Origin of the sequence: Litoreibacter halocynthiae (genome assembly GCF_004365635.1) — a bacterium.
GTDB lineage: Bacteria > Pseudomonadota > Alphaproteobacteria > Rhodobacterales > Rhodobacteraceae > Litoreibacter > Litoreibacter halocynthiae.
In genome coordinates, this window is record NZ_SOBH01000003.1 from 511,179 (window position 1) to 538,123 (window position 26,945).

The window sequence follows — 26,945 nt, forward strand, 5'->3', positions numbered from 1 at the left end:
ACCCAAGGAGAGTCGCGAGATGGCGCAGGACGACATTGTTGACCTATTTATCATTGGCGGTGGCATTAACGGCGTCGGGATTGCCCGCGATGCGGCGGGTCGTGGTTTGTCGGTATCCTTGGCGGAAATGAACGACCTTGGTTGGGCCACCTCCAGCGCCTCGACCAAGCTGTTTCACGGCGGGTTGCGCTATCTGGAGTATTTCGAGATCGGGCTGGTGCGTAAGGCCTTGATTGAACGCGAAACCTTGCTGCGCGCGATGCCGCATATCAGCTGGCCGATGCGGTTTGTGTTGCCGTATCACAAAGACATGCGCTTTGAGGGGGACACGCCGACATCGAAGCTGCTGAGTGTTTTCATGCCGTGGATGAAGGGTCGGCGACCCGCATGGCTGATCCGGTTGGGGCTGTTTTTATACGACAATCTGGGGGGGCGCGAAATATTGCCCGCAACCCGCAAGGTTGATCTGACCACCGACGATGTGGGGCAAGGCATCGAGGACCGCTTCACCTTTGCCTATGAATACTCCGATTGCTGGGTCGAGGATGCGCGTTTGGTGGTCCTGAACGCCCGCGACGCAGAGGCGCGCGGTGCGGAGATTATGGTGCAAACCAAGGTGACCTCGGCCGGACGCGCGGATGAGCATTGGGTGATTTCACTGACTGATGGGGAGACGGGCGAGACCTTTGAGCGACGCGCCAAGATGCTCGTCAATGCAGGCGGCCCGTGGGTGGAAGACGTGATCCGGCAGGTGACGCGGACCAATTCAAGCGAGGGCGTTCGGTTGGTTCGGGGCAGCCATATCGTGACCAAGCGGTTGTTTCAGCACGACAAAGCCTACTTCTTTCAAGGTGAAGACGGGCGGATCATATTCGCGATCCCCTATGAGACCGACTTTACATTGATCGGCACCACCGACGCGGAGCACCCAGATGTGTCGTCCAAGCCGGTTTGCACGGATGAAGAGCGTGACTATCTGATCAAATTCGCCAACGGGTATTTCAAGCACGACATCACCAAGGATGACGTGGTTTGGACCTATTCGGGGGTTCGGCTACTTTATGACGATGGCGCGAAATCCGCGACGGCGGCGACGCGGGATTATGTGTTGAGCGTCTATGATGATGGTGCGCCGATGCTGAACGTGTTTGGCGGCAAGATCACGACCTACCGCAAGCTGGCAGAGAACGCGCTGGCCAAGATAGCGCCGTTTATCGGGGACATCGCGGACAACTGGACTGCTGGTGTGGCGTTGCCGGGGGGTGATTTTCCGGTCGACGGGGTGCAAGACCTGATTGAAGGGCTGATCGTCGACTACCCGTTTCTGGATGATGCGTGGGCGAAGCGTTTGGTTCGGGCCTATGGCACCGACGCGCGGCGGATGTTGGGAGATGCTGGCGCCCCTTCGGATCTGGGGCGGAACTTCGGGGCCAACCTGACGGAGCGCGAGGTGCGCTGGCTTATGGCGCATGAATATGCGCGACACGGGGATGATATCGTCTGGCGGCGCTCCAAACTGGGGTTGCGGATGAGCGAGGCTGAGATCAATCTGCTGGACGAGTGGATGCAGACGGAGCGGGGGCGCTAATGACACATATTCTGGCAATTGATCAGGGGACGACGTCGAGCAGAGCGATCATCTTTGACGGTGACATGAAGATCGTCGCGTCGGCGCAGGAAGAGTTCGAGCAGCACTTCCCGCAATCCGGTTGGGTCGAGCATGATCCCGACGACCTGTGGTCCACGACCGCAGGGACGTGCCGCGCGGCGATTGAACGCGCAGGGATCACGGCTGAAGAGATTGCGGCGATCGGCATCACCAACCAGCGTGAGACCACCTTGGTTTGGGACAAAGCCACTGGAAAGCCTGTTCATAACGCGATTGTCTGGCAGGACCGCCGGACATCGGAATATTGCCGTGAAATGCGTGATGCGGGGCATGAGGCGATGTTCACAGAGCGGACGGGGCTGCTTCTGGACCCTTATTTCTCTGGCACCAAGCTGCGCTGGATATTGGAGAACGTGGACGGTGTTCGGGAGCGGGCGGAGGCGGGCGAGTTGCTGTTCGGCACCGTCGACAGTTTTTTGATCTGGAAAATGACTGGCGGCGCTGCGCATGTGACGGACGCGACCAACGCGGCGCGGACATTGCTTTATGACATTCGCAAGGGGCGCTGGAGCAGCACCATCTGCGAGATGTTGGGCATCCCGATGCAGATGCTGCCAGAGGTGAAGGATTGTGCCGCTGATTTCGGCATGTGCCGCGCGGATTTGTTTGGCAAGTCCCTGCCCATCTTAGGTGTTGCGGGGGATCAGCAGGCGGCGACCGTTGGTCAGGCCTGCTTCCAGCCGGGGATGATGAAATCGACCTATGGTACGGGTTGCTTTGCGTTGCTGAACACGGGCGATACGCCAGTTGCATCGAAAAACCGGATGCTGACGACGATTGCCTATCAGTTTGACGGGGTGCCGACCTATGCCTTGGAAGGCTCCATCTTTATCGCGGGTGCTGTGGTTCAATGGTTGCGTGACGGGATCAAGATCATTCGCGATGCCAGTGAAACGCAGCCATTGGCCGAAAAAGCGGACCAGAGCCAAGAGGTCATTTTGGTACCTGCCTTTACAGGTCTGGGTGCGCCGTACTGGGATGCGGATTGCCGTGGTGCGATTTTCGGCCTGACGCGTGGGACCGGGCCGGAAGAGTTAGCCCGCGCCGCGCTGGAAAGCGTGGGCTACCAAACGCGCGACTTGCTGGAAGCGATGAAGGCGGACTGGGACGCGGACGGCGAAGACGTCTTGCGCGTCGATGGCGGCATGACGGCCAGTGACTGGGCGATGCAATTCCTGAGCGACATTATCGGCGCGCAGGTGGATCGGCCGGAAGTGCTGGAAACAACGGCCTTGGGGGCTGCATGGCTCGCCGGATCGCGGGCGGGGATTTACCCCGACATGGACGGCTTCGCGAGGAACTGGGCGTTGGAGCGCCGGTTCGAGCCGGATATGGACGACGCGACGCGGAACCAGAAATATACCGGCTGGAAGAAAGCCGTTAAGGCGACGATGTCGGTTTAGGCGCGCTCAACCAGAGATGAGCTGCGCCTTCAGGGCGGCGAGGTGGTGATCAACCAGTTCGGTTTCTGCACGGGAAAGGGACTGGCTGCGCGGATAGCGTGGATTTGAACGGTCGTTCAAAATCGGAGTGTCCCAGCCTGCGGTGGTCTTGAAGAACTGCTCTACCCCGTCCTCGCCAAATACGTTGTGAAAGCCCTGCACGACCACATCAACATAGCTGAGCAGAATCGCGTGTTGCATCGCGGGTGAGGCGTCTTGATTGGTGTGCGTTTGATACATCTGCACCTCTACAGGCCCGGCTTGATGGTTGAGGGAGGTTTCGGGCAGTTGGCTGCGGAAGTAGCCTGTTTCGCGCAGGTCCAGCGCATTCCAATCGGCGTTTGGCACTTCGGCAATGAGCCCGTCGATCTGGACGCCCTCAGCCGGTTCAACGCTGAGAAAGGCCAGATCACGCATTGATGTATGCCGCCACACCCGCCGCCACCCCGCCAGTTTGGCAGGGTGAGTAGAGGTGTAGTTGTGGGTCGCGGCGTTAACTAAAGAGCCGTAGCCGAAGAAGAATGGATCACGCATTGCCAGATGTGACCGGATTTTCCCCGCAGGCACAAGTTGAGTTCTTGGCGAAACAGCGTAGCGTAGGTGTTCATACTCAAACCGGAGAAATCAAAATGTCAGTTGCACGCGTTACCGAAATCATCTCGTCCTCTACAAAAAGCTTTGAAGATGCCATCGAAAGTGGTGTCGAGCGGGCGTCCAAGACGCTGAAAAACGTCGAAGGTGCTTGGGTTCAGGACCAAAAATGCACCGTCAAGAACGGCAAGATATCTGAATACCGTGTGATCTTGAAAGTGACCTTCGTTCTGGAAGACTAAGCCGGGCCCTTAAACCCGAGGCGGTGCTTGAGAAGCCGCCAGCCAAGCTTTGGAATACGCCGCAGCAGCGCACCGCGCAAATCGGCGTATTCCGCTTCCCCTGCCAGAAGCTTCAGATACTTCATTTGCAGGGAACTCCCCCGCTCGAAGGCTTTCCTGAAATAGCCCTCGGTCGCTTTGGGGAACATGATCATCCGCCACATCTTCGCCTGATCGAGAGATTGCTGAATTGGTTTCACCAGTTTCATGTAGTGACCCAAAGCGGCTTCGGGCTGCCCGTCCTTCAGGGCCTTGGCCACAGCGACCGCAGCGTGATGGCCGCTTTCCATGGCAAGGGCGATGCCTTCACCCGTGATTGGATCAACCAAGCCCGCCGCGTCGCCTGCCAGCAGGATATGCGCGCGACCGGGTTTCTTTTTGTAGTCACCGAAGGGCAGGTATTGCCCCTTGTAGCGCAGGCTTGCGTCACTGCCGGTTTGGTCGACATAGGCGGACATGTTGGCTTTCATGTCGTCATTGCAAGAGTTGATCCCGCCGACCCCGACGGTCACGGTTTTTCGCTTTGGGAACGACCAGCCGTAGCCCCAGCTTGCGGCGTCGAAATCCACCTCGACCGCGTCGTCGCGGGACGTGGTGCGGGGGGACTCGATCTCTAGGCCGAACCCGATGGTGTCAGGATTGAACGGCCTGCCAAATAGCGTGCGCGCCACGAAGGAATTTACCCCGTCAGCCCCGATAAGCGCTTTGAAGCCGAGTGTGGTGCCACCTTTAAGCGTGAGCGTGTTGTCCCCCAGCTCTGTGATCGGCTGGCCCAGATAGGGGGTCGCCCCCGCGGCGACGGCCTCGGCATGGAGCATGGCATCGAAGTCACGGCGCATTGTCAGGTGGACGGGCGGGGCATTGGGGATATCCGCCAGCACGCGGCCTTTGGACAGGAACCGCATGTGGTTGGTGGTCACAAACAGATCGTCACTGATTTCGCGGCCAAATATCGCGCGCATCGCTTTTTCGCTGCGTCCGGTGAACAACCCGCCGCATAACTTGTCGCGCGGGAACGTGGCCTTATCAATGACGGCGACCGACAGTCCGGCCTTCACCGCAGAGGTTGCGGCGGCAGAGCCTGCGGGGCCGGAGCCTATTATGATCAGATCATATTCCAACATGGGTGGCTTTTAGGGGATCGGGGCGGTGCTGCCAATGCGCGACTGCACCCTAGGGCGCGATGGTATTCCGCGCCTGTTCCGGATAGATCACGTCTCAGCAGAATAGGAACACTTCATGATACCAGAGACAGTTATGGCGCGCAGCAACGGGGCGTGTGAGTTTTGCGGTGCTGAGGCATCGGTCGGTATGGCAGTGACGCCGCGCGAAGACGTTGTTGCGCTATGTGCGACCTGTGCCTCCGGTGATGCGGATGACAGCCATTGGCGGTGCCTTCAGAGCGCCGTGTGGTCCGAGGTTCCTGCCGTGCAGGTGCATGCCGTGCGCCAGCTTCGCAAGCTTGAGGCGTCTTGGGCGCAAGAAACCTTGGACATGGTTTATCTTGATGATGACCTGGCCGCTTGGGCGGCGGATGTGCCATTGGAGCATCGCGATGCCAACGGGGCGTTGCTGGCGGCTGGCGATAATGTGGTGTTGATCAAGGATTTGCCGGTGAAGGGCGGCGGGTTTACCGCCAAGCGTGGTACTGCCGTGCGGAGCATTTCGCTGGTGGCGGACAATGCGGGCCACATTGAGGGCCGCGTCGAGGGGCAGCGGATCGTGATCCTGACCGAGTTTGTGAAGAAAAAGTAGCGGACAAAGAAGAAGGGCGCGCGAGGTTGCCCTCGCACGCCCTTACAAATCGTTATCGCGGTGGCTTAGGCCAGAGCGATGTTCACGGCGCTTTCGCGGCCGTCACGGCCTGCTTCAACGTCGAAAGTAACTGCTTGGTTGTCGTCCAGAGTGGACAGACCGGAGCGTTCCAGTGCGGAGATGTGCACGAACACGTCCTTGGAGCCACCTTCTGGTGCGATGAAGCCGAAGCCTTTAGTAGAGTTAAACCATTTCACGGTGCCATTAGCCATCGTGTTATTCCTTAATTTATGCTGCCCGCAGAATGCGGCAACCCGGCTCGATTGGTCTGTGACGATAGACTGGCGGCCGTATTAGGGAAGACAGTGGGTCGAAAGAGGCAAACGTTGCAGGGCGCTATTTGGCAGAGTTCGCCCTGCAAGTAAAGCTCTTTCCGTTTATAGCATTGCCGCGATCTGATCCTTCAGAGCCATGCGTTGCTTGCGCAAGATCGTCTCATGGGCTTCGTCCGTCGGTTCCACATTGGTCTCGGCCCGGTGCACGGCGCGGTTAACCTCGTGGTACTCGTCGAACAGCTTGCGGAAGTGGGCGTCGGATTCCTTGAGGTCGTGCATCTGCGCGATCTTGTCGGGGAATTCTTCTGCGAGTTCGTGTGGGGTGTGAGACATGTTCTGCTCCCTAAGCAAGTTTCTTCGTTGCGAGTATGAGTGGCAGCGAAAGCGGGGCATTGATGTGGGTCAAAGGCACCAACGATTTCCTCTATGTGATGTCTTAGTCGGCAAATCTTCGGAATGGAGATTGTGTTTCGACGGTCAAAATCCGGGTCGTGATGTGTCGATTCGAGGCGATTCTGGGTGGGAAATCTGACGGTATGCGCAAATGGTAAATTTTTTGTTGAAATTTTTTGCTTCCAAATTTTGCGCTTTCTGACACGTCTTTGCCTTAAATGGCCGAAATTGCCCGAGAACCGGGCGGAAATGTGTTCTCGACAAGCGCAAAATGTGGAAATTATGTGTCAAATCAAATCAGTAAGGAGAAACATACTTGCGAGAAATGGCCGCGTTTCGCCTTATTGTTGCGTAATCAGTTCTTCACCGCCAAACAAATTTCAGGAGACTGCCATGTCCGTATCACTCATCGAAAAAGCCCGCCACAACCGCCTTGTCGCTCTGCGTGCCCTCCACATTCGCAAGTCGGGTTCGGACCGCGTAACACTCTTCCCGTGCGCAGATCGGGAAGCTGATAGGATCATGTTTTCGTCTCGCAGAACGCAAAACCCCATGCATAACCTGTTCATCGCTGCGTAAGCCGCGATAGGAGCGTCGCTCGCTACACGTAAAGCGCTCCGCCAAGGGCCGACTTGTCGGTCCCTTCCCCCCAGAAAACGCTCAGGACCGCCTGAGCGTTTTTTGCGTTTTCCGGAGGGTCGGCATCCCGTCGGCAAAGCGTCGGCATTGTGTCGGGCAGCTGCGCGCGCTGGGTTTGTGCGGATTTAACGGCTGCTGCGGTAGGTCGGGCCACCTGCACAGCCAAAGGACAGCCCGCCATGTCGTACCCGCCAAGCTCCCGCTCGAAGACCCAGCGTATCGCCAAGGAGCGGTTGAACCACTACCTGCAACTGGCGCGGCTGGATGATGATCTGACCGATCTGGTCCGCGAGGTGGTCCCGCAGGCGTGGCACCGGCTGGAGCATGACATCGATGTGGAGGAGCCGAAGGTGAAGATCACCCTGCGCGTCGACCGCAGCGTGGCGAAGTTCTACCGCGCTTGGGGCAACGGCTATCAGGCGCGGATCAACCGGATATTGGCGACCTACGCACAGACCAAGATCGCGGAGTTCCTGAAAATGGAGAGAGACTTCCATGCGTATGTCCAGCTCTCGATGGACAAGTATAACGATCCGGTGCCGGACGATATCGAGCAGGGGCCGAGGGAGGGGGAGGTTTGAAGGGGGGGGACTAGTAGACGGTAGAGTCGCAGAAACGCAGCTGTGCGGACTGAGCTGCTTGCGGATTACCGGATAGGAACATTATGGCCAGATAAAGCTTTTGCAATCGCGTTCCAAGCTGCCGTCGGTTGCAAGCTTTCGTCATATAGCAGGGGACGATGGGGTAAGTTGTCGCTTCTGCGATTCCGCAAATCCCACTTGCCCATATTGGCTACAGGTTTGTTCAGCCAGCTGTGTTGGTTCAGCAAACCCCAGGTCACTACAATTCGGCAGGCTTGTGTGCCGACGACCGTGTTAACAAAATCCCGCATAGTCTTGCCAACACGGGCATCCCGCCGGTCGATATTACCCGGAAGCGACCCATCTTCGACATCCATTTCGGTGATTATCACTTCCAGTCCAAGTCGCTGGATGTCTCGGATGAAGGAGCGGAACTTGGATCGATTGAATGGGAAATTCGGGCGGAGATGCGCCTGAATTCCGATGGCATCAATCTGTATGTTTTTGTTTTTAAGACGCTTTATGGTCGAGATCACTTTCTGGCGTTTGCGGGCGGCGTCTGGATAATCGTGCTCCATTCCAACCTCGTTCAGAACCAGAAGTGCATTTGGGTCGATGTCCTGAGCCGCAGCAAAACTAATATCTATATATTCCTCACCGAATGCGTCGGCATATGCGCAGGGAATAAGGCCATCCGAACGGCGCTTGTTCCAGTCAAAGGGTTCATTGACGACGACCCAGTAATTTGTCCTCCCGCGATAGCGATCAATCAGAGTTTGGACATGTGTCTCGATGATTTTGCGCCCGCCTTCCTTGCCGACCTCGCGTTGGACCCAATTCGGGACGAATTGGTGCCAGATCAGCGGATGTGCCCCAACGGAAGCCCCATTGGCGGTTGCGAAGTCGAACACCTTATCTGCTTTCGCAAAGTCGAATGCTACGTTGGGTGAAAATTGGTTTTGTGACCAAAGAAGCTGGTATCCGGTTGCGAACACCGCGCATTGTTCAAGGTATATTTTTGAGACATCTGCATTCAAAAAAATGTGGGAGTCGGGATAGTCGATCGCAGACCCGAACACAATTCCGCTCTGCGCCGCAATATCTTTAAGTCGTCCTTCAGCTAGAGCATGCGCTGGGTAAGCTAAAGAACCCAGAGCGGCAGCACTTCCCAAGGCGAATCCGCGGCGACATATATCATCTTCCACAGTGCTCCGCCTCCCGAACCCAATTGCCACCTAGCAGTATAGCATAGAAACGTTTTTGGGCCTAAGTGACTCGGGATCAATGATGCTTGGCGTTTTGGTTACCTCGTGAACTTCTTATACTTCACCCGCTTCGGCTCGACGGCATCCGGCCCCAAGCGGCGGATTTTGTCTTCTTCGTAGGCCTCGAAGTTGCCCTCGAACCATTCCACATGGGCCTCGCCTTCAAAGGCTAGGATGTGGGTGCAGAGGCGGTCGAGGAAGAAGCGGTCGTGGGAGATGACCACGGCGCAACCGGCGAAATCTTCGATGGCATCTTCAAGCGCCCTTAACGTTTCCACGTCCAGATCGTTCGTAGGTTCATCGAGCAGCAACACGTTGCCGCCGGATTTCAGGAGTTTCGCCATGTGCACTCGGTTGCGTTCACCACCAGACAGCAGGCCCACCTTTTTCTGTTGGTCGCCGCCCTTGAAGTTGAAGGCGGAGCAGTAGGCGCGGGAGTTCATCTGGGCGTCGCCCAGTTGGATGATTTCCCCGCCGTCGGAGATTTCTTCCCAGACATTGGCGTCGGCTTTCAGCGCGTCGCGGGACTGGTCCACGTAGGACAGCTGCACGGTCTCGCCAAAGGTCACAGTGCCGGAATCGGGCTGTTCCTGCCCTGTGAGCATACGAAATAGCGTGGATTTACCCGCCCCGTTGGGGCCGATCACACCGACGATCCCGCCCGCAGGCAGGGAGAAGCTGAGGTCTTCGACCAGCAGCTTGTCGCCATAGGCCTTGGTGAGGTTTTCGACCTCGATCACCTTGTTGCCAAGGCGGGGGCCGTTGGGAATGATGATCTGGGCTTTGCCGAGCTTTTCACGCTCTGACTGGTTGGCCATCTCGTTATAGGAGTTGATGCGGGCCTTGGATTTGGCTTGGCGGGCCTTGGCACCGGCGCGAATCCACTGGAGTTCTTTCTCCAGCGTCTTTTGCTTGGATTTGTCGTCCTTTGCCTCGCGCTCCAGCCGTTTGGCTTTTTGTTCCAGCCAGCTGGAATAATTGCCCTCGTAGGGGATGCCGCGACCGCGGTCGAGCTCGAGAATCCAGCCGGTGATGCTATCGAGGAAATAGCGGTCGTGGGTGACGATCAGGATGGTGCCTTTGTAGTCTATCAGGTGCTTTTGCAGCCACGCGATGGTTTCGGCGTCAAGGTGGTTGGTCGGCTCGTCAAGGAGCAGCATGTCGGGGGCTTCGAGCAGCAGTTTGCACAGGGCCACGCGGCGTTTCTCACCGCCGGACAGTGTGTCGACCGATGCATCATCAGGCGGGCAGCGCAGGGCTTCCATGGACACGTCGACTTGCGCGTCTAGGTCCCACAGGTTCTGGGCGTCGATCTCGTCTTGCAGCTTGGCCATCTCGTCGGCGGTCTCGTCGGAGTAGTTCATCGCCAGTTCGTTATAGCGGTCGAGGATGTCCTTCTTGGCCTTCACGCCCAGCATCACGTTGCCGCGCACGTCGAGGGTTTCGTCCAGCGCGGGCTCTTGGGGCAGGTAGCCCACATGCGCGCCCTCGGCGGCCCAAGCCTCGCCGGTGAAGTCCTTGTCGGTGCCCGCCATGATGCGCATCAGAGACGACTTACCGGAACCGTTGACGCCGACGACGCCGATTTTGACGCCGGGCAGGAAGTTCAGGCGGATGTTCTCGAACACCTTCTTGCCGCCGGGATACTGCTTTGAGACGCCGTCCATAAAATAGACGAATTGATTGGCTGCCATGGGATGAGCTCCGGACTAGAATGAGTTTGCTTTGGGCCGTGTTTAGTCGGGCTTGCGGCCAAGGGCAATCGTAGCGCTTTGATTTGACGGCGCGTCGGATACAGCGCAGATTGCGCGGCATGACAAAACCCAGCCGCCCCGCAAAGCCCCGCCCCGTGACCTACCGCCCCGCCGACGACCGTTACGACCGCATGGTGTACCGTCGCTGCGGGAAATCCGGTGTGAAACTGCCCGCGATCAGCCTTGGGCTGTGGCACAACTTTGGCGGGGATACCCCGCATGAAGTGAAGCGTGGTTTGTGCCGGACGGCGTTTGATCACGGGATCACGCATTTTGATCTGGCGAACAACTATGGGCCGCCTCCGGGGAGTGCGGAGAGCGCGTTTGGGGAGATTTTGCGGACCGATTTTGCAGGGCATCGGGACGAGCTGATTGTCTCCAGCAAGGCGGGTTACGACATGTGGCCGGGGCCATATGGCGAATGGGGCAGCCGGAAGTATCTGGTGGCGTCCTGTGACCAGTCGTTGAAGCGACTGGGGCTGGACTACGTCGATATTTTCTACTCGCACCGCTTTGATCCTGACACCCCGTTGGAGGAAACCATGGGCGCGCTGGATTATATCGTGCGGTCGGGGCGCGCTTTGTATGCGGGGATTTCGTCGTATAACTCGCAGCGAACCCGTGAGGCCGTGGCGATCCTGAAAGACCTTGGCACGCCGATGCTGATACACCAGCCGTCGTATAATTTGCTAAACCGTTGGGTGGAGCATGACGGGTTGCTGGATACGCTGGAAGATTTAGGCGTTGGGTCGATTGCGTTTACGCCTTTGGCGCAGGGAATTCTGACGAAGAAATATCTGGGCGGTATTCCTGAAGGAAGCCGCGCCACGCAAGGCAAATCGCTGCTGGATGGCATGATTAACGAGCGGTCTTTGGCCAGCGTGCGTGCGCTGAATGATGTGGCGGAGGCCCGTGGGCAGACCTTGGCGCAGATGGCGCTGGCTTGGGTGCTGCGCGGGGGGCGTGTGACGACCGCGCTTATTGGCGCGTCGAAGCCGAGCCAGATCGAGGATTGTGCGGGGGCTGTGGCCAATCTTGAGTTCACCGCCGACGAGTTGGCGGAGATTGACCGCATTTCCTCGGAGGAGGAGATCAACCTTTGGGCAAAATCCTCTGAAACCGACTGATCTCATGAGGGCAGGCTGGCCTGTGGCGCAAGCGGGGCAAACTGTTGGCTTGCTGGGCGGATCGTTTGACCCTGCGCATACGGGGCATGCGCATATCACGCGTGAAGCGTTGAAGCGGTTCGATCTGGATTTTGTCTGGTGGCTTGTCAGTCCGGGCAATCCGCTTAAAGAGCGCGGGCCTGCGCCGATGGATGCGCGGATGATGCGGGCGCGCAAGGTGATGCAGCACCCCAGAGTGAAGGTCACCGATCTGGAGACGAAACTGGGGACGCGATATACCGCGCAGACCCTCAAAGCCCTTCAGGACCGATACCCGAGGGTGAATTTCGTGTGGTTGATGGGGGCGGATAATTTGGCGAGCTTTCACCGGTGGCAGGACTGGGACTGGATCATGGAGAACGTGCCGGTGGGCGTGTTGGCGCGACCGGGGGACCGGATTTCGGCCCGCCGATCCGTCGCGGCCCAGCGGTATGCAAATGACCAGTTGCCGGGTATGGCGTCGCAACTTCTGGCGAGGGGGGTGGCCCCGCGTTGGTGCTACATCAACCTGCCGCTAAGCGATGCGTCTTCGAGCGCGATCAGAGCGTCCGGGGCTTGGATTTCCTGAGGAACAGCGTGGCGAAGCCCGACACGAAGATTACCACGAGGCCAAGCGCGGACAAGCCGTCGGGCCAGTTGTCAAACACCAGCCAACCATAGGCCGTGGCACCGACTAGCTGGACATAGACAAAAGGCGCCAGTACCGATGCGCCAGCACGGGCATAGGCGAACACCAGCAGCAGGTTTCCCAGCATTGACGCGATGGCGGACCACACCACGAGGCCCGAAAGCGTTGGCGTGATCGGCGGGAGGTTTAGCAGGCCCAGCGGGGTCAGCAAAAGCGCCCCGATGAAAAGCTGCGTGATCAACAAATGAACGGGCTTGCCCAATGGGGAGACCCAACGGGACGCGGTCAGAAACATGCCGTAGCAACAGCCCGAAAACGCTGCCCATGCGAGGCCGGGCGTCATGCCGAAGCCGGGCTTTACCACAAGCATCACCCCACCAAGACCGATGGCCAGCAGGATGATCCGCATGGCGCTGGCCTGCTCTTTCAGGAGCGTGACGGACAGGATGTAGCTGACCATCGGGCCAAGGAAGAAGGCGGCGAAGACGTTGGCAATCGGCTCGGTTTGCAGGGCGGTGAGGATGGTTGTGATCGTGACCACCTGGATGGCGCTGCGCAACCAGATACGCCAGTTTGACAGCAGCCGAACGGCGTCTTTGTGCATGGCAAAGGGGAGCAGCACAGCTAGCCCGATCAGGTAGCGCGTCCACGCCACGAAGAACGGCGCGATGCCAGACGAGGTCATCAATTTTCCAGCCGTATCCCCCAAGGGGATCAGCAACATGCCCACCGACATAATGGTGACTGCTAAAAGAATTGAACGCTCCATCACAGCTGCGTAACAGGGCGCAACGGCGCTTGCCACCATCATCCGCATAGGCGATTAAGTTTAGGACGAGGAGGGCGCTGCCGTGGCAAGATTTGGTCGACGTACCGTTTTGGGGTTCTTGATGTTCGGTGTGGCTGACGCGGCACTGGCGGGTGCTCCGGCTGTTTCGCTGCGTCCGGTGCGCAAGCCGTCTGACGCGGTCAAGCGAGCGGTCAAAGGCGTCGATGCGCTGATCTCGGACGCCAAACTGGGCGGCAAGGTCAGTTTCGTCGTGGCCGACGCGCGAACAGGGCAGGTTTTGGAAGCGCATAACCCGCTTGCCGGACAGCCACCTGCCAGCGTGGCGAAGGCAATCACGACCCTGTTTGCGCTGGACCGATTGGGCAGCGGCAAACGATTCAAGACGCAGCTGATCGCGACCGGGCCGGTGCAGAAAGGCGCATTGGCCGGAGATTTGGTGCTGAGGGGCGGCGGTGACCCGACGCTGAGCACGGACGATCTGTTCAAAATGGCGGGCAGGTTGAAGACCGCGGGCGTGACCTCGGTCAAAGGCAAGCTGCGGGTGTATGGCGGGGCGTCCGTGATCGACCGTATTGACGCCGACCAGCCGGACCATGTGGGGTATAACCCTGCCGTGGCGGGGCTGAACCTGAATTTCAACCGCGTCTATCTGGAATGGAAGCGGAACGGGAGCGGGTATGCCGTCACCATGGACGCGCGGTCCGAAAAAATCAGGCCCGGTGTCGGGTTTGCGAAAACGACGGTCGAGGCGCGGAGTTTGCCGATTTTCAAATACTCGGGCAGCGGCGGGCGCGACAATTGGAGCGTCGCCAGCAAGGCGCTGGGCAAAGGCGGCGGGCGCTGGCTGCCTGTGCGCCGTCCAGAGATTTACGCGGGCGATGTGCTGCAAACGGTTGCCCGCTCGCATGGGATAAAACTGCCATTTCCTGTTCGGGCCTCTACCGCGCCACGCGGGACTTTGCTGGTGGAGCATCTTAGTCAGGACGTGTGGGTCATTGCCAAAGACATGTTGAGGTTTTCAACCAACCTGACCGCCGAAGTGCTGGGGTTGCAATCGAGCGGGGCGGGAAGTCTGAGAGCGTCTGCGCGTGCGATGACGGATTGGTTGAAAACCAAGCACGGGGTGAGGAAGGCAAAGTTTGTTGACCACTCCGGCCTTGGGGATGCGTCGCAGATCAGTGCTCAGGAAATGGTCAAAGCGCTTGTGGGTGCTGGAGCCAAGGGTGAACTTCGGTCCATTCTGAAGCCAATTGCGGTGCGCGATGAGAACAACAAAGTCGTCCAAAACAGCCCGACCAAGGTGGTCGCGAAGACGGGGACTTTGAATTTTGTCAGTGCACTGGCCGGATATGTGCGCACACCTGATGGTCGCGATCTGGCTTTCGCGATTTTCATGGCGGATGTGCCGCGCCGCAGGGCGTTGAAAAAGTCTGAACGGGAAGCGCCGCGCGGGTCGCGGTCATGGAACGGACGGGCGAAGAAGCTACAGGCGCAGTTGATTAACCGCTGGGCGGTGCTTCACGGAACCTAGCCTTTCAGGTGCCGCGCTCGGGACCCGCGCTCAATTGCCGCCGCATGGAGGCGGTCGATTTTTAGCTCGTAGCGGATTTCTTCCAAGAGACGGAGTTCGGGTTGGTACAAGGCCCCGTCGGCGGCTGCGACGTCGCATGCAAAGGCGTAGGCGGTTTCGTATAGATGTTCAGGCAATGCTGCGCGGACCATGCCGAACAGGGCATCGAGCCCTTCTTCTTCCTCAAAAAGCTCGGTTGTAATCTGCGAAATTTCCTTGATGCGATCGACATCGTAGCCGGCAAAAATGGGCAAATAGTTCACCGCTTGCTGGATGGCGACCAGTTCTGACGTGCGGACGTTCTGGTCGGACATGGAGACCGATATCATAATGGCGACGAGGGCGTCTTGAGGTGTCAGGTTTGCAGTATCGAGTGTCATCGCGGCCTCCGGCCAATTGTATTGTTGCAGCGCAGAATATTGACCTGAGCCATAGCACACAATAGGTAGCGACACTGCTGCGGCATATGGTGTGCCGTGCGATAAAACTGGATGTGCTCCGATGACGGATATGCGTGACGCTGGAATGACCTCGAAAGCCTGGCCCTTTGTGGAGGCGCGGACGTTGCTCAAACGGTACGAAAAGGGCGCACCGGAAAAGGGCTACGTGCTGTTCGAGACGGGCTACGGGCCGTCCGGCCTGCCGCATATCGGCACGTTTGGCGAGGTTGCGCGGACGACGATGATCCGGCGCGCGTTCGAGGTGATCTCGGACATTCCGACGCGGTTGATCTGTTTCTCGGACGATGTGGACGGGATGCGCAAGGTGCCGCGGAATGTGCCGAACCCCGAGCAACTGACGCAATATTTGCAGATGCCGCTGACGAAAGTGCCGGACCCGTTTGGCGAGTTCGAGAGCTTTGGCCACCACAACAACGCGATGCTGCGTCGGTTCCTTGATACGTTCGGGTTTGAGTACGAGTTCATCTCGGCCACTGAATTTTACGCGTCGGGCCAGTTCGACGAGGTGCTGCTGCGGGCTTGTGAAAAATACGACGACATCATGAAAGTGATGCTGAAATCCTTGCGTGAAGAGCGTCAGGGGACCTATTCGATCTTCCTGCCAATCCACCCTGAAACTGGGCGCGTCATGTATGTGCCGATGAAGAATGTGGATGCCGAGAAGGGCGAGATCACCTTTGACGACGAGGATGGCCGCGAATGGACGCTGCCTGTCACGGGCGGCAACGTGAAGCTGCAATGGAAGCCGGACTTTGGCGCGCGCTGGGCGGCGCTGGACGTGGATTTCGAAATGTACGGCAAGGACCATTCGACCAATACGCCGATTTATGACCGGATTTGCGAAATTCTGGGCGGGCGGAAGCCGGAGCATTTCACCTATGAGCTGTTTCTGGATGCCGATGGCCACAAAATTTCCAAATCGTCCGGCAATGGCGTTTCTATTGACGAGTGGCTGACATATGCGTCCTCGGAATCGCTGTCCTATTTCATGTACGCAAAGCCGAAGACGGCGAAGCGGATGCATTTCGACGTGATCCCCAAGGCGATGGATGAGTATCACCAGCAGCTGCGGGCTTATGTGGATCAGGATGCTGTTGCGCGGGCCAATAATCCCGTGTTCCACATTCACGGCGCGGATGTGCCGGAATCGAAAATGGTCGTGCCGTTCTCGATGCTGTTGAACTTGGCCTCTGTGGCGAATGCCGAAGAAAAGGGCCAGCTGTGGGGCTTCATCCAGCGTTATGCGCCGGATGCGACGCCGGAGACGCATGGCGATCTGGATCAGGCGGCGGGCTATGCCGTGCGGTATTACAACGATTTCGTGAAGCCGAACAAAGTGTTCCGCCTGCCCAACGATCTGGAACGCGAGGCGCTGTTGGATCTGCGTGGACAGTTGGCCGCATGGGACGGTGGCTTGGACGCGGAGGCGCTGCAATCGGTGGTGTTTGCGTGCGGTCGCGAGCGGTTTGATCCGCTGCGCGACTGGTTCAAGGCGCTCTATGAAGTGCTGCTTGGAGCGTCCCAAGGGCCACGATTTGGCGGGTTCATCGCGTTGTATGGCGTAGATGAAACCATTGCGCTGATTGATGATGCGTTGGCTGGCAAACTGGTTGGCTGACAGTCGTGTGATTTGACTAAACCCGCATCGCGTCTACCTTGATCGGTATAAGGAGAATGCGATGCGGGTTTTGTTTGCGATAGTAGTGGCGGTGTTTGTGGCGGGTTCGGCGATGGCCGAAGAGCGTTCGGCAGGCATCGAGAACACCATTCAAAGTCAGGTGGATGCCTTCTTGGCGGAAGACACCGCGACAGCATTTTCCTACGCCTCCCCAAATTTAAAGCGCTTGTTTGGCACGCCGGAGCGGTTTGGCACGATGGTGCAAAACGGCTACCCGATGGTGTGGGCGCCGTCCGAAGTGAGGTTTCTGGAGCTGCGCCGCCAAGGCGAATTGCTGTTCCAAAAGGTGTTGTTCGTGGACAAAAACGGCGCGCCGCATGTGCTGGAATACAACATGATGCAGACCGCGCAGGGCTGGGTGATCGACGGCGTGCAATACCTTGTTGCACCCCCCGTTGGTGCGTGATCGCCCGACCTGCGCACGGTGCTATTTAAACCTGCCTTAACTGTTCGGAGTTAAACCGCCCCCGTCAGGACGGCGTGTCCGACACTTCCTATTCAGAGCAAATCTAATACCCCCTGCCAAAGGGGCGCTTGGCCTGTGCCTTGCGCGCCTAATTGTCCGACACGCCCGCTCCAACCAAGTTGAAAAGGGCTACCGATGAACAAGGCGATTACTGACGGGCTGGTGTTGACGCCGCCCCCATTTGCAAACGGTCTGGACGTGTGGTCTCGCGGTGACGGGACGCCGGGAACCGCGACATATGACGGCTATGCCACAGCGGCCTTTGTCCCTGCGGATCAGGATTTCGGTGGCTGTCTTGAGGTTTTGAAAACCGAGAACACGCAGCGCCTGCGCTACATGGGTGAGACACCGCTGCTGCCGGGCTGCTACTTGCAGATCAAAGTGCGGATCAAGGCTGTGTCGGGAAATTTGCCCACCGTGCGGGTGGGTGCCTTCGCCGGTGGTGTGGGCGGTGCTGCGATCAGTGGTGTGCAAGCGCAAGGGCCGAGCGTGGCCCTGACAAGTTACGGGAATGTGGTCGAAGTCACCGCGATTGTTGGCGGTGGTGCGCGCAATGGTGTTGACCTCAGCTGGGGGCGTGACGCGCTTTACGGGCATTTCGGCATTGATCTGACAGGCCCCAATGGCGGTGTCGTTCGCATTGATGATGTTCAGATCGAGGATGTCACGGGGGCCTTCCTGCGCACCATGATGGACTGGGTCGATGTTAAAGACTTCGGTGCTGTGGGCGACGGAACCACGGATAACACCGCCGCGTTCGAGGCAGCTGACGCGGCTGCCGACGGGCGCGAGGTGCTGGTGTCTGACGGGGTTTTCCACTTGGCGGGCAATGTGACGTTTGACAACCGCGTCCGGTTCCAAGGCACGGTGACGATGCCGACCGACAAGTATCTGGCGCTGTCGCAGAATTTCGACTTCGACCATTATGCTGCGGCCTTCGGGGATGAAGAACTGGCGTTTCGCAAGGCGTTTCAGGCGCTTTTGAAGCAATCGAGCCATGACAGTCTTGACCTGTGCGGACGCTCCATCGGGTTGCGGGGGCCGGTGGATATGCGCGCGGCGGTGCCTGATGTGTCGTCATTCACGTCGCGGCGGGTGATCCGCAATGGCCAGCTTGACGCCATCAGCGATCCGGCGTGGACCACGGGTACGGCGACGTCGACCGGCACCTATTCGACCTCCCAACCCTACCGGCTGAGCAACGTGACCAATGTCGCCAATATCGAGATCGGCAGTCTGGTCAGCGGCAATGGTGTAGGGCGCGAGGTCTATGTTACCAGCAAGAATGTTGGCGCCCAGACATTGACCCTTAGCCAGCAGCTTTATGATGCGGTGGGGACGCAATCCTATAGCTTCAAGCGTTTCCGCTACATGTTGGACTTTAGCGGGTTCCAGAAGCTGTCGCAGTTCAACATCGCGGATGTCGATCTGAAGGCGGACGGCGTGGCCAGTTGCGTGATGCTGCCACCTGCGGGGTTGATCTGGCACCTGCGCGACTGCTTCTTTAACCAGCCGTTGGACCGCGCGGTGACGTCTATTGGCTTGGCATGTCAGGGCATGATGATCGACCGCTGCCAGTTCATCTCGAACGAGCAATCGCTGGCGGCGACGGCGCGCACGTCTATCGGCTTCAACATCAACGCGAATGACGCCAAAATTCGCGACAACAGATGCATTCGGATGGGGGCCTTCGCGGTCATTCACGGGTCCGGCCATATGTTGTTGGGCAATCACTGGTTCCACGGTGACAATCTGAACGGCGCCCCGCGCGTGGCGGGGCTGATCCTGACGAAGCCGTCGTCGAAGATTGTGATTAACGGGAATTACAGCGACAACAACTACATTGAATGGAACAACGAGCATGACGCTTTACCGGACTTTTCCAGCGAGCTGAGCTTTGGGGCGTTGTCGATTGTCGGCAATATCTTCACCGCAATCGGGGCTGCGTCCTACTTCCGTTTCATCGTTATCAAGCCATATGGAAGCGGGCATTTCATCAATGGGCTGAATGTGTCGGGCAATACCTTCAAGGTGACGAATGGCAATATCGGTCGGGTGGACAAGGTGGATGACAGCGTGGCGTCGTTGGATACCAGCCGGTTCCGCAACATCAATTGGTCCGACAACAGTTATCACGCGATCAACCAGTGGACGCAAAGCCCAGTGATGCTGTCCTTTAGCGAAAGCAGTCCGGCCGAGACCTGGCGTTGTGATTTCTCGGACTGGCTGCCGTTTGGTGGGCGCGCGCGTAACGTAACGGATGTGACGCCGGTGGGCGCGCTGCGCAACGCCAATAATGTGAAGCAGTTTGTGACCCATTATACCGACCCCGAAGAAGGGGCTGGCGGCGGTTCCGTCGACATTATCTGGCCAAGCGCGGTGAGGGGAAGGATCAACGTCACTGCACGGGTTGATAATCCGTACTAGGATAAGCGCGGCCAGTCGGGGTTCCGGCTGGCCAAGCCCTGTTGGTCTTGCTTGACGTGGATCAAGGCGCGCGGGCTTAATCTAAGTGTAGGAACGGGACAACAAAAGGAGAGCTTCTCATGTATTCCAGAATTCTAGTTCCTGTGGTGTTCGATCCTGAGCATACCCCTGATGCGGCCCTTGAAGTGGCCAAGGCCATTGCGGCAGATGACGCACGGGTGACCATCTTGCATGTTATCGAAGAGCTGCCGAGCTATGCCACCCGTTATGTATCCGGCGATTTTATCGAGAAAAGCCGCGACGAGGTGAAGGCGCGCCTGAACGAGATCGCTGCTATGGTACCGGGTGGCGAGGCCATGGTGGTCACGGGGCATTCCGCGCGGACCATTCTGGAATGGGCCGACACCCATGGCAATGATTGCATCATCGTGTCGTCGCACAAACCCGGCGTGCAGGATTACTTTCTGGGCGGCACGGCGGCCCGCGTTGTGCGGTATGCGCAATGCGCGGTGCATGTGGTGCGCTAGGGCGCGTTGGGTTCTCAAATTGACCGTCGCAGTCATCTGGCTGTGGCGGTTTTTTGGTTTTGGGCCAGCGCGGTTGTTGCGAGATATGTCGCGAAATGGGCCTCCGCGCGGTCCAGCGTTGAGGTCACGGGATGGAACCAGCCGTCGATGGCGGGTGTGGAGGCATCGTGGCGCGTCATTTCCAGCTTATGGGCCGTTAGAACCTGCCGTCGCAGATGGCGGATGCGGCGCAGCCAGAAGGCGGCGCGGTCTTGTGTCGGATGGGCGCGGGCGGTGCGGCGGGCCTCGGCAATCTGGTCCCAGATTTGGGTGATCAGCGGGCCATGGCGCAGGGCCAACGGGTCTGTTGTGGGGTCTGTCATACGCCAAGGCTGGGTGGATTCGGGTTGCGGTTTCGTTAAAGGCACCGCTCCAATCTGGAATTTGATATGTTAGGGTTAACCACAGGAGGGTCCTTCAATGACGAAAATTTCAAAACAAACACAATGCCAAACAGTGATCACCACGTTTGAGATGACGCCGGGGACGTGTCAGGATTTGCTGGACGAGCTGACCTCGGCCTATGCGGAGTTTATCTCCAGCCAGCCGGGGTTCATTTCTGCCGCGCTGCATGTGAACGACGCCCAAACGCGGATCGCCAACTATTCGCAATGGAAGCGGCGCGAGGATTTTCAGGCGATGCTGAGGACCGACGAGATGCGCAAACGCAACCGCGTGATTAGCGGGCTGTGCAAGAGCTTCGAGCCGGTGATGTATGAGGTGGTCGAGGGGTTTTGACGGCGCGGCGCTGTGCCTTCTCAGGTGACGCGCACCAGTAGGACCATTGCTGCCAAGGCGCAGCCGACTCCGGCGTATTCGCGCAGGTAAAAACGCTCCCCGAAGGCGTAGTAGCCGATGGCGCAAAGCGCCAGGAGGGTGAGCATGGAGAACACCACACCCGCCTGCGCCAAGGTCATATAGCGCATGGCGAAGTACCACATGATGGCCGAACTGGCATAGAGCAGGCCGCCAGCGATGACGTGGCGCGAGTTGAGGGCCATGTCGCCATCCGCGGCGACTTTCAGCAGGTAGTCACCGGTAATGACGATCAACGCGGTGAGCAGGCAAAATCCGTATCCAAGAGCAATATTGAGCATCGGGGCACCCCCGTGGGCTGACAAAAGAACTTGTTGATATGGTGGGGAGTGTAGCTGATTTGGCTGGTTACGGCGCGTGAGGAATGTGTGAGGGGGACCCTAAGTCACTTTTCTGAGCGATCAGCTTTCTAGAACGGGTCGGTCGAAGCGCCGAAGGGATCACGTTTCTGGATATTATTCCAGCATTCACCCAGTTTGAGCAGAGCTGCTTTGGAGCCGCTCAAGCTAAATGTCGCTAGTCTAGCAAGGTTGCTATTATATAATGCGACAGCTGAACCCGCAGCTAACTCTCCTACAAATTTTCCCGCAGTTTTTCCGTTGTTCAAGCCCGCAGAAATACCTGACTGGTGAGCTTTGCCATCAACAGTCCACCGCGAATAGTCTATATCGACGATAAAGCTAATTTTTCTCTCTTGGAGACGCCAACGGTTGTCAAAAAAGAACACCGCCGCGAAGCCGCTGTCATAAGCAGTTATACTCAAAGTCTGGCCAGATCGGTTGTAGGTTTCAGCATTACACCAGAACTTGTTGTCTGCTGTGTCGTAGGTAAGGCTGACCTTCCAAGCCTTGTGGGCGAACAGATTAGAGCTTTCATACCGCTCGGCAATTGCAGAGCCGGATCCAGCAACCAAAAACAAGAAACATAATAATATTGGTTTCAAATCAACACCCTCCGACCCTGAGAATAATCATATTCTTTGATCGGTCAACGACCTGAGCGCGAAATTCACCTCTTCCCCCGCCCCTTAACACCACCCCGTTGCCCCGGCCTGCCAGCCGTAGACCGTCCGCTCATTTTCTGGCCGTCGGCCACGGCTTTCTCCACCGCGTATTGACGCGCCAGAGGATCGTCGGAGATCACCAGATCGACGGTCTCCAGCCGCTTGACCTCGTCACGTAAACGCGCCGCTTCTTCGAACTCAAGGTTCTCGGCGGCCTTGCGCATGTCGGTGCGCAGGCCGTCCAGCACGGCTTGCAAGTTGGCTCCGGCCAAAGGCGCGTCGATGGTGGCGGTGACGCGGTTCATGTCGACGTCGCCTTTGTAGAGACCGGCGAGAATGTCCTCGACGTTCTTTTTCACCGTGGCGGGGGTGATGCCGTGTTCCTCGTTATAAGCGATCTGCTTGGCGCGGCGGCGGTCGGTTTCGCCCATGGCGCGCTCCATGCTGCCAGTGATGCGGTCGGCATACATGATGACGCGGCCGTCGGCATTGCGGGCGGCGCGGCCGATGGTCTGGATGAGGGAGGTCTCGGAGCGTAGGAAGCCCTCCTTATCGGCGTCCAGAATGGCGACGAGGCCGCATTCGGGGATGTCGAGCCCTTCGCGCAGCAGGTTGATGCCGATGAGGACGTCGAAGGCACCAAGGCGCAGGTCGCGCAGGATTTCGATCCGCTCGATCGTGTCGATGTCGGAGTGCATGTAGCGGACCTTGATACCGTTTTCATGCAGGAACTCGGTTAGGTCCTCGGCCATGCGTTTGGTCAGGGTGGTGACCAGCGTGCGCATGCCCTTGGCGGTGACTTTGCGGATTTCGTCCATGACGTCGTCGACTTGCGTCTCGACGGGGCGGATTTCGATCATCGGGTCCAAGAGGCCGGTGGGGCGGATCACTTGTTCAACGAAAACGCCACCGGATTGCTCGATTTCCCACGCCGCGGGGGTGGCGGAGACGAAGACGGATTGCGGGCGCATGGCGTCCCATTCCTCGAATTTCAGCGGTCGGTTGTCCATGCAAGACGGCAGGCGGAAGCCGTGTTCGGCCAGCGTGAATTTCCGGCGGTAGTCACCTTTATACATGCCACCGATTTGCGGGACGGAGACGTGGGACTCGTCCGCGAAAACGATGGCGTTGTCAGGGATGAACTCGAACAGGGTGGGGGGCGGCTCCCCCGGTGCGCGGCCTGTGAGGTAGCGGGAGTAGTTTTCGATGCCGTTGCACACACCTGTAGCTTCCAGCATTTCGAGGTCGAAATTGACGCGTTGTTCAAGGCGTTGGGCTTCGAGCAGTTTGCCCTCGCCCGTCAGCTGCGGCAGCCGCAGCGCCAACTCCTTTTTGATGCCTTTGATGGCCTGCTGCATGGTCGGGCGAGGCGTGACGTAGTGAGAGTTCGCATAGATGCGGACGCGGTCGAAAGTGTCGGTTTTGGTGCCGGTGAGCGGATCAAATTCGGCAATGGTTTCCAGCTCCTCGCCGAAGAAGGACAGCCGCCATGCGCGATCATCGAGGTGGGCGGGCCAGATTTCCAACGAGTCGCCGCGCACGCGGAATGTGCCGCGCTGGAAGGCTTGGTCGTTGCGCTTGTAGGCCTGTGCAATGAGGTCGGCCATGACCTTGCGCTGGTCGTATTCCTGGCCCACATGCAGGTCTTGGGTCATCGCACCATAGGTCTCCACCGAGCCGATGCCGTAGATGCACGAGACCGAGGCGACGATGATCACATCGTCACGCTCCAAAAGCGCGCGGGTGGCGGAGTGGCGCATCCGGTCGATCTGCTCGTTGATCTGGGATTCCTTCTCGATGAAGGTATCCGAGCGGGCGACATAGGCCTCGGGCTGGTAGTAGTCGTAGTAGCTGACGAAATATTCCACGGCATTGTCGGGGAAGAAGCCTTTGAACTCGCCATAGAGTTGCGCCGCGAGGGTCTTGTTCGGGGCAAGGATGATCGCGGGGCGGTTGGTTTCCTCGATGAGTTTAGCCATCGTAAAGGTTTTGCCGGTACCTGTGGCCCCAAGGAGGACTTGGTCGCGGTCGCCATTCAATATGCCCGCTTTCAGCTCACGGATCGCCGTCGGCTGGTCGCCTGCGGGCTCGAATTCCGTTTCCAGCCGGAACTTGATGCCACCTTCCAGCTTGCCACGGGTTTTCACGTCCGGTGCCGGATTGGACAGGATCGGAAGTTGATCCGGCATCTGTTCGGGGGAGTTGTTGTGCATGTCGCGCGATTCCTCGGAGGTTGCTCCTAAGATGAGGCTTTTGGCAGCAGCTTCAACCCGTGCTGTTTTGTGCTCTTGCCATGGGGTGTCAGGAGCGCGATATATACACAGAGTTTTTGGAGACGATCCCATGCGCGCACGCATCTACCAGCCAACCAGAACCGCCATGCAATCAGGCACGGCCAAGACCAAGAATTGGGTTTTGGAGTTTGTGAACGAAACGGCCCGTGAAGTGGACCCGTTGATGGGCTGGACGTCGTCGGCTGACACGCAAGCGCAGGTGAAGCTGACTTTCGACAGCAAGGAAGCCGCGCTGGATTATGCCAAAGACAAGGGCATCGTCGCGGTCGTCACTGACCCCAAGAAACGCAAACCGGTGATCCGCCCGGGCGGATACGGCGAGAATTTCGCGACGAACCGTCGTGGGGTTTGGACGCACTAACCTCCGTAGTAATACCGCGTAATGTGAAAAAACACTGGCGCGGCAAAGACCACCGAGTCGAGCTGATCGACGAAGCCGCCTTGGCCGGGGATCAGGTGGCCCCAGTTCTTGATGCCGCGATCTGACTTGATTGCCGCCAGAACCAGCGAGCCGCCGACGCCGATCAAATAGGCCATCAATGCCATCGCCATTGAGGCGAGCGGCGAGAACGGCGTCATCCATGTCAGAAGAAAGCCTAAGCCCGCTGCCAGCGCGGCCCCGCAGAGTATTCCTTCGCGGGTTTTGGGAGATACGGCGGGTGCAACCTTTGTCTTCCCGATCCGGCGACCCGCGAAATATTCCATCAGATCGCCTATTTGGATCACGAAGACCAAATAGGCGATCAGAAGCGGTGTTCGACTGCCGTAACCGGGAATATCGAGCGTCACCAGCGCGGGGATATAACTGGCGCAGAACACGCAGATCATCAGGCCCCATTGGGTTTCCGAAATGCGGGCGAGGAAGTTCTTGTTTGCCCCTTTGCCGCCTCGCAAAACGCTGAGGATTGGCAACAATAAAAACGCATAAACGGGGATCAGGGTGGAAAACAACCCGACCTCCCCCCACCAGATCAGCACGTATTGAAGCGGCAGAATGACGTAGAAGCTGGCGATAAGGGACCAGTGATCCGCGTTCGTCTTGGTGGTCAGCGTCAGGAATTCGCGCAAGGCGGCGAGCGAGCAGAAGGCGAACAGGACGATGATCCCGACGGGCCCCAGCAGCAGCGCGATGGAGAACAAAAACACCATGCCCCACCAGCTGTGGACCCGTGTCAGATAGGTTTCCACAGTAAGGTTGGCATGCGTCTTGTGCAGGCGTGCGCGCAGCACTTCGCCGATCAACGTCGCGATCACGAGGAGACCACAGCAGGCGGCCAGCAGGAGCAAGAGGTCAGAATTGGTTTGGGTCATTTCCATCACGCGTGCCCTCGTGCCGGAATCAGGTCACGCAGGGCGTCGGAGGCGCGTTTGAGGAAGGCGTTCTTGGCCTCTTCTTCGCGCACATGAACGGGGGCACCAAAGGTGACGGTGCAGGCAAGAGGGACGGGGATCACCTCGCCCGATGGCATGATGTGGGAAATGTTGTCGATCCAGCAGGGGACCAGATCAATCTCGGGGCGTTGGCGGGCGATGTTGTAGAGGCCGGCCTTGAACGGCATTAGCGGGTCTTCAGTTCGGTTGCGGCCACCTTCGGGGAAGATGATGATCGACGCGCCCTCGTCCAAGGCTTCGACGATCTTTGCGATTGGATCCTCGGTGCGGTGCTCGGCACGGCGGTCGATCAGGATGCCTTGGAACACGTCGCGCCCGATGAAGGCGCGCAGCTTGTTTTTCAGCCAGTAGTCGGCCGCGGCCACGGCGCGGGTATCGCGGCGCAGGGCCGCGGGCAGGACTGTCCAGATCAGGGGAAGGTCCGCATTGGAGGAGTGGTTGGCGTAGTAGATGCGTTGACGACGTACGGGCTCGATCCCGCGCCAGTCAGCACGCGCGGCGGTGATGAACTGCGCGAAGACGATCAGAAAATGCCCAACGATGGAGGCGGCGAAACGGCGCATATGGGGGTCTCTTTTTATTTGGTCCACCCAAGGGACAAGGTTTGCGTGCTTTAATCAAGAAAAACCGCGCCCCCGGGGAGGAGGGCGCGGTCGCTATCGTGAGGATCGGTTAAGCAGCTTTGTCGACCGTCACGTAGTCCTCGAGGATTTTCTCGTTCTTGGCGCGTTCGATTTGCTGGATGCGGTCTTCGTTGATCCGCTCGTCAAAGCGATATTTGACGAAGTTCACCAAACTGAGCGACAGCATCAGGATACCGATACCCCAGTAACCTTTGGTGGCCAGCGGCACGTCAGGAGACATGTAGAGCGACAGTGCCAGCATACCATAGGCGATAAAAACACCAGCCAAATTCACCATCATGATCAGGGCGTTGTCGGATTTGAATGCATTGTTCATTGGATTATTCCTTGTCTTAGATA

30 protein-coding genes are annotated in these 26,945 nt (G+C 58.3%); 15 read left to right on the top strand and 15 right to left on the bottom strand.

What is annotated here, in order from left to right:
* Window positions 1–19: 19 nt before the first annotated feature.
* Together glpD and glpK are read left to right on the top strand one after the other, a co-directional pair.
* Window positions 20–1,588: a glycerol-3-phosphate dehydrogenase gene (glpD, locus tag BDE40_RS14295; protein WP_134015614.1), complete on the top strand. Its 1,569-nt coding sequence runs from the start codon at window positions 20–22 to the stop codon at window positions 1,586–1,588.
* Complete coding sequence (glpK, locus tag BDE40_RS14300) at window positions 1,588–3,072, top strand: glycerol kinase GlpK (protein ID WP_134015616.1); 1,485 nt, start codon at window positions 1,588–1,590, stop codon at window positions 3,070–3,072. The genes glpD and glpK overlap by 1 nt, the downstream gene beginning before the upstream one ends.
* Before the next feature lie 6 nt (window positions 3,073–3,078).
* Here the strand turns inward: glpK and BDE40_RS14305 are convergent, their stop codons facing one another.
* On the bottom strand, window positions 3,079–3,645 hold the full coding sequence (locus BDE40_RS14305) for a gamma-glutamylcyclotransferase family protein (protein WP_134015618.1): 567 nt from the start codon (window positions 3,643–3,645) through the stop codon (window positions 3,079–3,081).
* A 95-nt stretch (window positions 3,646–3,740) separates the two neighbouring features.
* Between BDE40_RS14305 and BDE40_RS14310 the strand changes: the two genes are divergently transcribed.
* Window positions 3,741–3,944 carry a dodecin family protein gene (locus BDE40_RS14310; RefSeq protein WP_073145481.1) on the top strand — a complete coding sequence of 68 codons (204 nt, stop codon included), beginning with the start codon at window positions 3,741–3,743 and terminating at the stop codon, window positions 3,942–3,944.
* On the opposite strand, the gene BDE40_RS14315 is transcribed toward BDE40_RS14310, so the two are convergent.
* Window positions 3,941–5,107 (bottom strand): geranylgeranyl reductase family protein, encoded by a 1,167-nt coding sequence (locus tag BDE40_RS14315; RefSeq protein WP_134015620.1) that lies wholly within the window; start codon window positions 5,105–5,107, stop codon window positions 3,941–3,943. The genes BDE40_RS14310 and BDE40_RS14315 overlap by 4 nt on opposite strands.
* Window positions 5,108–5,222: 115 nt before the next feature.
* On the opposite strand from BDE40_RS14315, the gene BDE40_RS14320 reads away from it, so the two are divergent.
* Window positions 5,223–5,738, top strand: a complete 516-nt coding sequence (locus BDE40_RS14320) for a PhnA domain-containing protein (RefSeq protein WP_134015622.1) — start codon at window positions 5,223–5,225, stop codon at window positions 5,736–5,738.
* 65 nt (window positions 5,739–5,803) lie between these two features.
* Here BDE40_RS14320 and BDE40_RS14325 read toward each other — a convergent pair whose 3' ends face one another.
* Both BDE40_RS14325 and BDE40_RS14330 read right to left on the bottom strand, forming a co-directional pair.
* Window positions 5,804–6,010 carry a cold-shock protein gene (locus BDE40_RS14325; RefSeq protein WP_021101227.1) on the bottom strand — a complete coding sequence of 69 codons (207 nt, stop codon included), beginning with the start codon at window positions 6,008–6,010 and terminating at the stop codon, window positions 5,804–5,806.
* Between the two features lie 165 nt (window positions 6,011–6,175).
* The gene (locus tag BDE40_RS14330) at window positions 6,176–6,406 is read right to left on the bottom strand and encodes an HP1242/YdcH family protein (protein ID WP_134015624.1); all 231 of its coding nucleotides are present in this window, start codon (window positions 6,404–6,406) and stop codon (window positions 6,176–6,178) included.
* Window positions 6,407–6,859: 453 nt separating this feature from the next.
* On the opposite strand from BDE40_RS14330, the gene BDE40_RS14335 reads away from it, so the two are divergent.
* Window positions 6,860–7,045, top strand: coding sequence for a hypothetical protein (locus BDE40_RS14335; RefSeq protein ID WP_134015626.1), 186 nt, complete (start codon window positions 6,860–6,862; stop codon window positions 7,043–7,045).
* A gap of 239 nt (window positions 7,046–7,284) precedes the next feature.
* The gene (locus BDE40_RS14340) at window positions 7,285–7,686 is read left to right on the top strand and encodes a BrnA antitoxin family protein (RefSeq protein WP_134015628.1); all 402 of its coding nucleotides are present in this window, start codon (window positions 7,285–7,287) and stop codon (window positions 7,684–7,686) included.
* Between the two features lie 65 nt (window positions 7,687–7,751).
* On the opposite strand, the gene BDE40_RS14345 is transcribed toward BDE40_RS14340, so the two are convergent.
* Both BDE40_RS14345 and ettA read right to left on the bottom strand, forming a co-directional pair.
* Entirely contained in the window at window positions 7,752–8,891 is a 1,140-nt protein-coding gene (locus BDE40_RS14345; RefSeq protein ID WP_162848097.1) for an endo-1,4-beta-xylanase, read from the bottom strand.
* 98 nt (window positions 8,892–8,989) lie between these two features.
* Window positions 8,990–10,645: an energy-dependent translational throttle protein EttA gene (ettA, locus tag BDE40_RS14350; RefSeq protein ID WP_134015632.1), complete on the bottom strand. Its 1,656-nt coding sequence runs from the start codon at window positions 10,643–10,645 to the stop codon at window positions 8,990–8,992.
* A 155-nt stretch (window positions 10,646–10,800) separates the two neighbouring features.
* Between ettA and mgrA the strand changes: the two genes are divergently transcribed.
* Both mgrA and BDE40_RS14360 read left to right on the top strand, forming a co-directional pair.
* Window positions 10,801–11,832, top strand: coding sequence for an L-glyceraldehyde 3-phosphate reductase (gene mgrA, locus BDE40_RS14355; RefSeq protein WP_281275454.1), 1,032 nt, complete (start codon window positions 10,801–10,803; stop codon window positions 11,830–11,832).
* A 4-nt stretch (window positions 11,833–11,836) separates the two neighbouring features.
* Entirely contained in the window at window positions 11,837–12,439 is a 603-nt protein-coding gene (locus tag BDE40_RS14360; protein ID WP_134015636.1) for a nicotinate-nucleotide adenylyltransferase, read from the top strand.
* On the opposite strand, the gene BDE40_RS14365 is transcribed toward BDE40_RS14360, so the two are convergent.
* Complete coding sequence (locus BDE40_RS14365; RefSeq protein WP_073145484.1) at window positions 12,411–13,268, bottom strand: DMT family transporter; 858 nt, start codon at window positions 13,266–13,268, stop codon at window positions 12,411–12,413. The genes BDE40_RS14360 and BDE40_RS14365 overlap by 29 nt on opposite strands.
* An 82-nt stretch (window positions 13,269–13,350) precedes the next feature.
* On the opposite strand from BDE40_RS14365, the gene dacB reads away from it, so the two are divergent.
* Complete coding sequence (gene dacB / locus BDE40_RS14370; protein WP_342775034.1) at window positions 13,351–14,820, top strand: D-alanyl-D-alanine carboxypeptidase/D-alanyl-D-alanine endopeptidase; 1,470 nt, start codon at window positions 13,351–13,353, stop codon at window positions 14,818–14,820.
* Here the strand turns inward: dacB and BDE40_RS14375 are convergent.
* The gene (locus tag BDE40_RS14375) at window positions 14,817–15,239 is read right to left on the bottom strand and encodes a tellurite resistance TerB family protein (protein ID WP_134015637.1); all 423 of its coding nucleotides are present in this window, start codon (window positions 15,237–15,239) and stop codon (window positions 14,817–14,819) included. The genes dacB and BDE40_RS14375 overlap by 4 nt on opposite strands.
* Before the next feature lie 121 nt (window positions 15,240–15,360).
* Here BDE40_RS14375 and BDE40_RS14380 point away from each other — a divergent pair, with 121 nt between their 5' ends.
* From BDE40_RS14380 to BDE40_RS14395, 4 genes are all read left to right on the top strand, one after another.
* Window positions 15,361–16,938, top strand: a complete 1,578-nt coding sequence (locus tag BDE40_RS14380; RefSeq protein ID WP_134015639.1) for a lysine--tRNA ligase — start codon at window positions 15,361–15,363, stop codon at window positions 16,936–16,938.
* Between the two features lie 61 nt (window positions 16,939–16,999).
* Window positions 17,000–17,404 carry a DUF4864 domain-containing protein gene (locus BDE40_RS14385; protein WP_134015641.1) on the top strand — a complete coding sequence of 135 codons (405 nt, stop codon included), beginning with the start codon at window positions 17,000–17,002 and terminating at the stop codon, window positions 17,402–17,404.
* 195 nt (window positions 17,405–17,599) lie between these two features.
* A complete protein-coding gene (locus BDE40_RS14390; RefSeq protein ID WP_134015643.1) occupies window positions 17,600–19,891 on the top strand; it encodes a glycosyl hydrolase family 28-related protein in 2,292 nt (763 codons plus the stop codon).
* Between the two features lie 119 nt (window positions 19,892–20,010).
* Window positions 20,011–20,418: a universal stress protein gene (locus tag BDE40_RS14395; protein ID WP_134015645.1), complete on the top strand. Its 408-nt coding sequence runs from the start codon at window positions 20,011–20,013 to the stop codon at window positions 20,416–20,418.
* A 32-nt stretch (window positions 20,419–20,450) separates the two neighbouring features.
* Here BDE40_RS14395 and BDE40_RS14400 read toward each other — a convergent pair whose 3' ends face one another.
* Window positions 20,451–20,780 carry a hypothetical protein gene (locus BDE40_RS14400; RefSeq protein ID WP_134015647.1) on the bottom strand — a complete coding sequence of 110 codons (330 nt, stop codon included), beginning with the start codon at window positions 20,778–20,780 and terminating at the stop codon, window positions 20,451–20,453.
* Window positions 20,781–20,877: 97 nt separating this feature from the next.
* On the opposite strand from BDE40_RS14400, the gene BDE40_RS14405 reads away from it, so the two are divergent.
* Entirely contained in the window at window positions 20,878–21,195 is a 318-nt protein-coding gene (locus BDE40_RS14405) for an antibiotic biosynthesis monooxygenase family protein (protein ID WP_134015649.1), read from the top strand.
* A gap of 20 nt (window positions 21,196–21,215) precedes the next feature.
* Here BDE40_RS14405 and BDE40_RS14410 read toward each other — a convergent pair whose 3' ends face one another.
* The 3 genes from BDE40_RS14410 to uvrB all read right to left on the bottom strand — a co-directional run bounded on the left by BDE40_RS14410 (window position 21,216) and on the right by uvrB (window position 24,489).
* The gene (locus tag BDE40_RS14410; protein WP_134015651.1) at window positions 21,216–21,554 is read right to left on the bottom strand and encodes a hypothetical protein; all 339 of its coding nucleotides are present in this window, start codon (window positions 21,552–21,554) and stop codon (window positions 21,216–21,218) included.
* 128 nt (window positions 21,555–21,682) lie between these two features.
* Window positions 21,683–22,192 (bottom strand): hypothetical protein, encoded by a 510-nt coding sequence (locus BDE40_RS14415; protein ID WP_134015653.1) that lies wholly within the window; start codon window positions 22,190–22,192, stop codon window positions 21,683–21,685.
* 89 nt (window positions 22,193–22,281) lie between these two features.
* A complete protein-coding gene (gene uvrB, locus BDE40_RS14420; protein ID WP_134015655.1) occupies window positions 22,282–24,489 on the bottom strand; it encodes an excinuclease ABC subunit UvrB in 2,208 nt (735 codons plus the stop codon).
* 130 nt (window positions 24,490–24,619) lie between these two features.
* Between uvrB and BDE40_RS14425 the strand changes: the two genes are divergently transcribed.
* On the top strand, window positions 24,620–24,931 hold the full coding sequence (locus BDE40_RS14425) for an ETC complex I subunit (RefSeq protein ID WP_121023539.1): 312 nt from the start codon (window positions 24,620–24,622) through the stop codon (window positions 24,929–24,931).
* On the opposite strand, the gene BDE40_RS14430 is transcribed toward BDE40_RS14425, so the two are convergent.
* From BDE40_RS14430 to BDE40_RS14440, 3 genes are all read right to left on the bottom strand, one after another.
* Window positions 24,928–25,887 carry a phosphatidate cytidylyltransferase gene (locus tag BDE40_RS14430; protein ID WP_342775035.1) on the bottom strand — a complete coding sequence of 320 codons (960 nt, stop codon included), beginning with the start codon at window positions 25,885–25,887 and terminating at the stop codon, window positions 24,928–24,930. The genes BDE40_RS14425 and BDE40_RS14430 overlap by 4 nt on opposite strands.
* Window positions 25,887–26,525: a lysophospholipid acyltransferase family protein gene (locus BDE40_RS14435; protein WP_134015657.1), complete on the bottom strand. Its 639-nt coding sequence runs from the start codon at window positions 26,523–26,525 to the stop codon at window positions 25,887–25,889. The genes BDE40_RS14430 and BDE40_RS14435 overlap by 1 nt, the downstream gene beginning before the upstream one ends.
* Before the next feature lie 109 nt (window positions 26,526–26,634).
* Window positions 26,635–26,922, bottom strand: coding sequence for a hypothetical protein (locus BDE40_RS14440; protein WP_073145277.1), 288 nt, complete (start codon window positions 26,920–26,922; stop codon window positions 26,635–26,637).
* Between the last annotated feature and the right edge of the window lie 23 nt (window positions 26,923–26,945).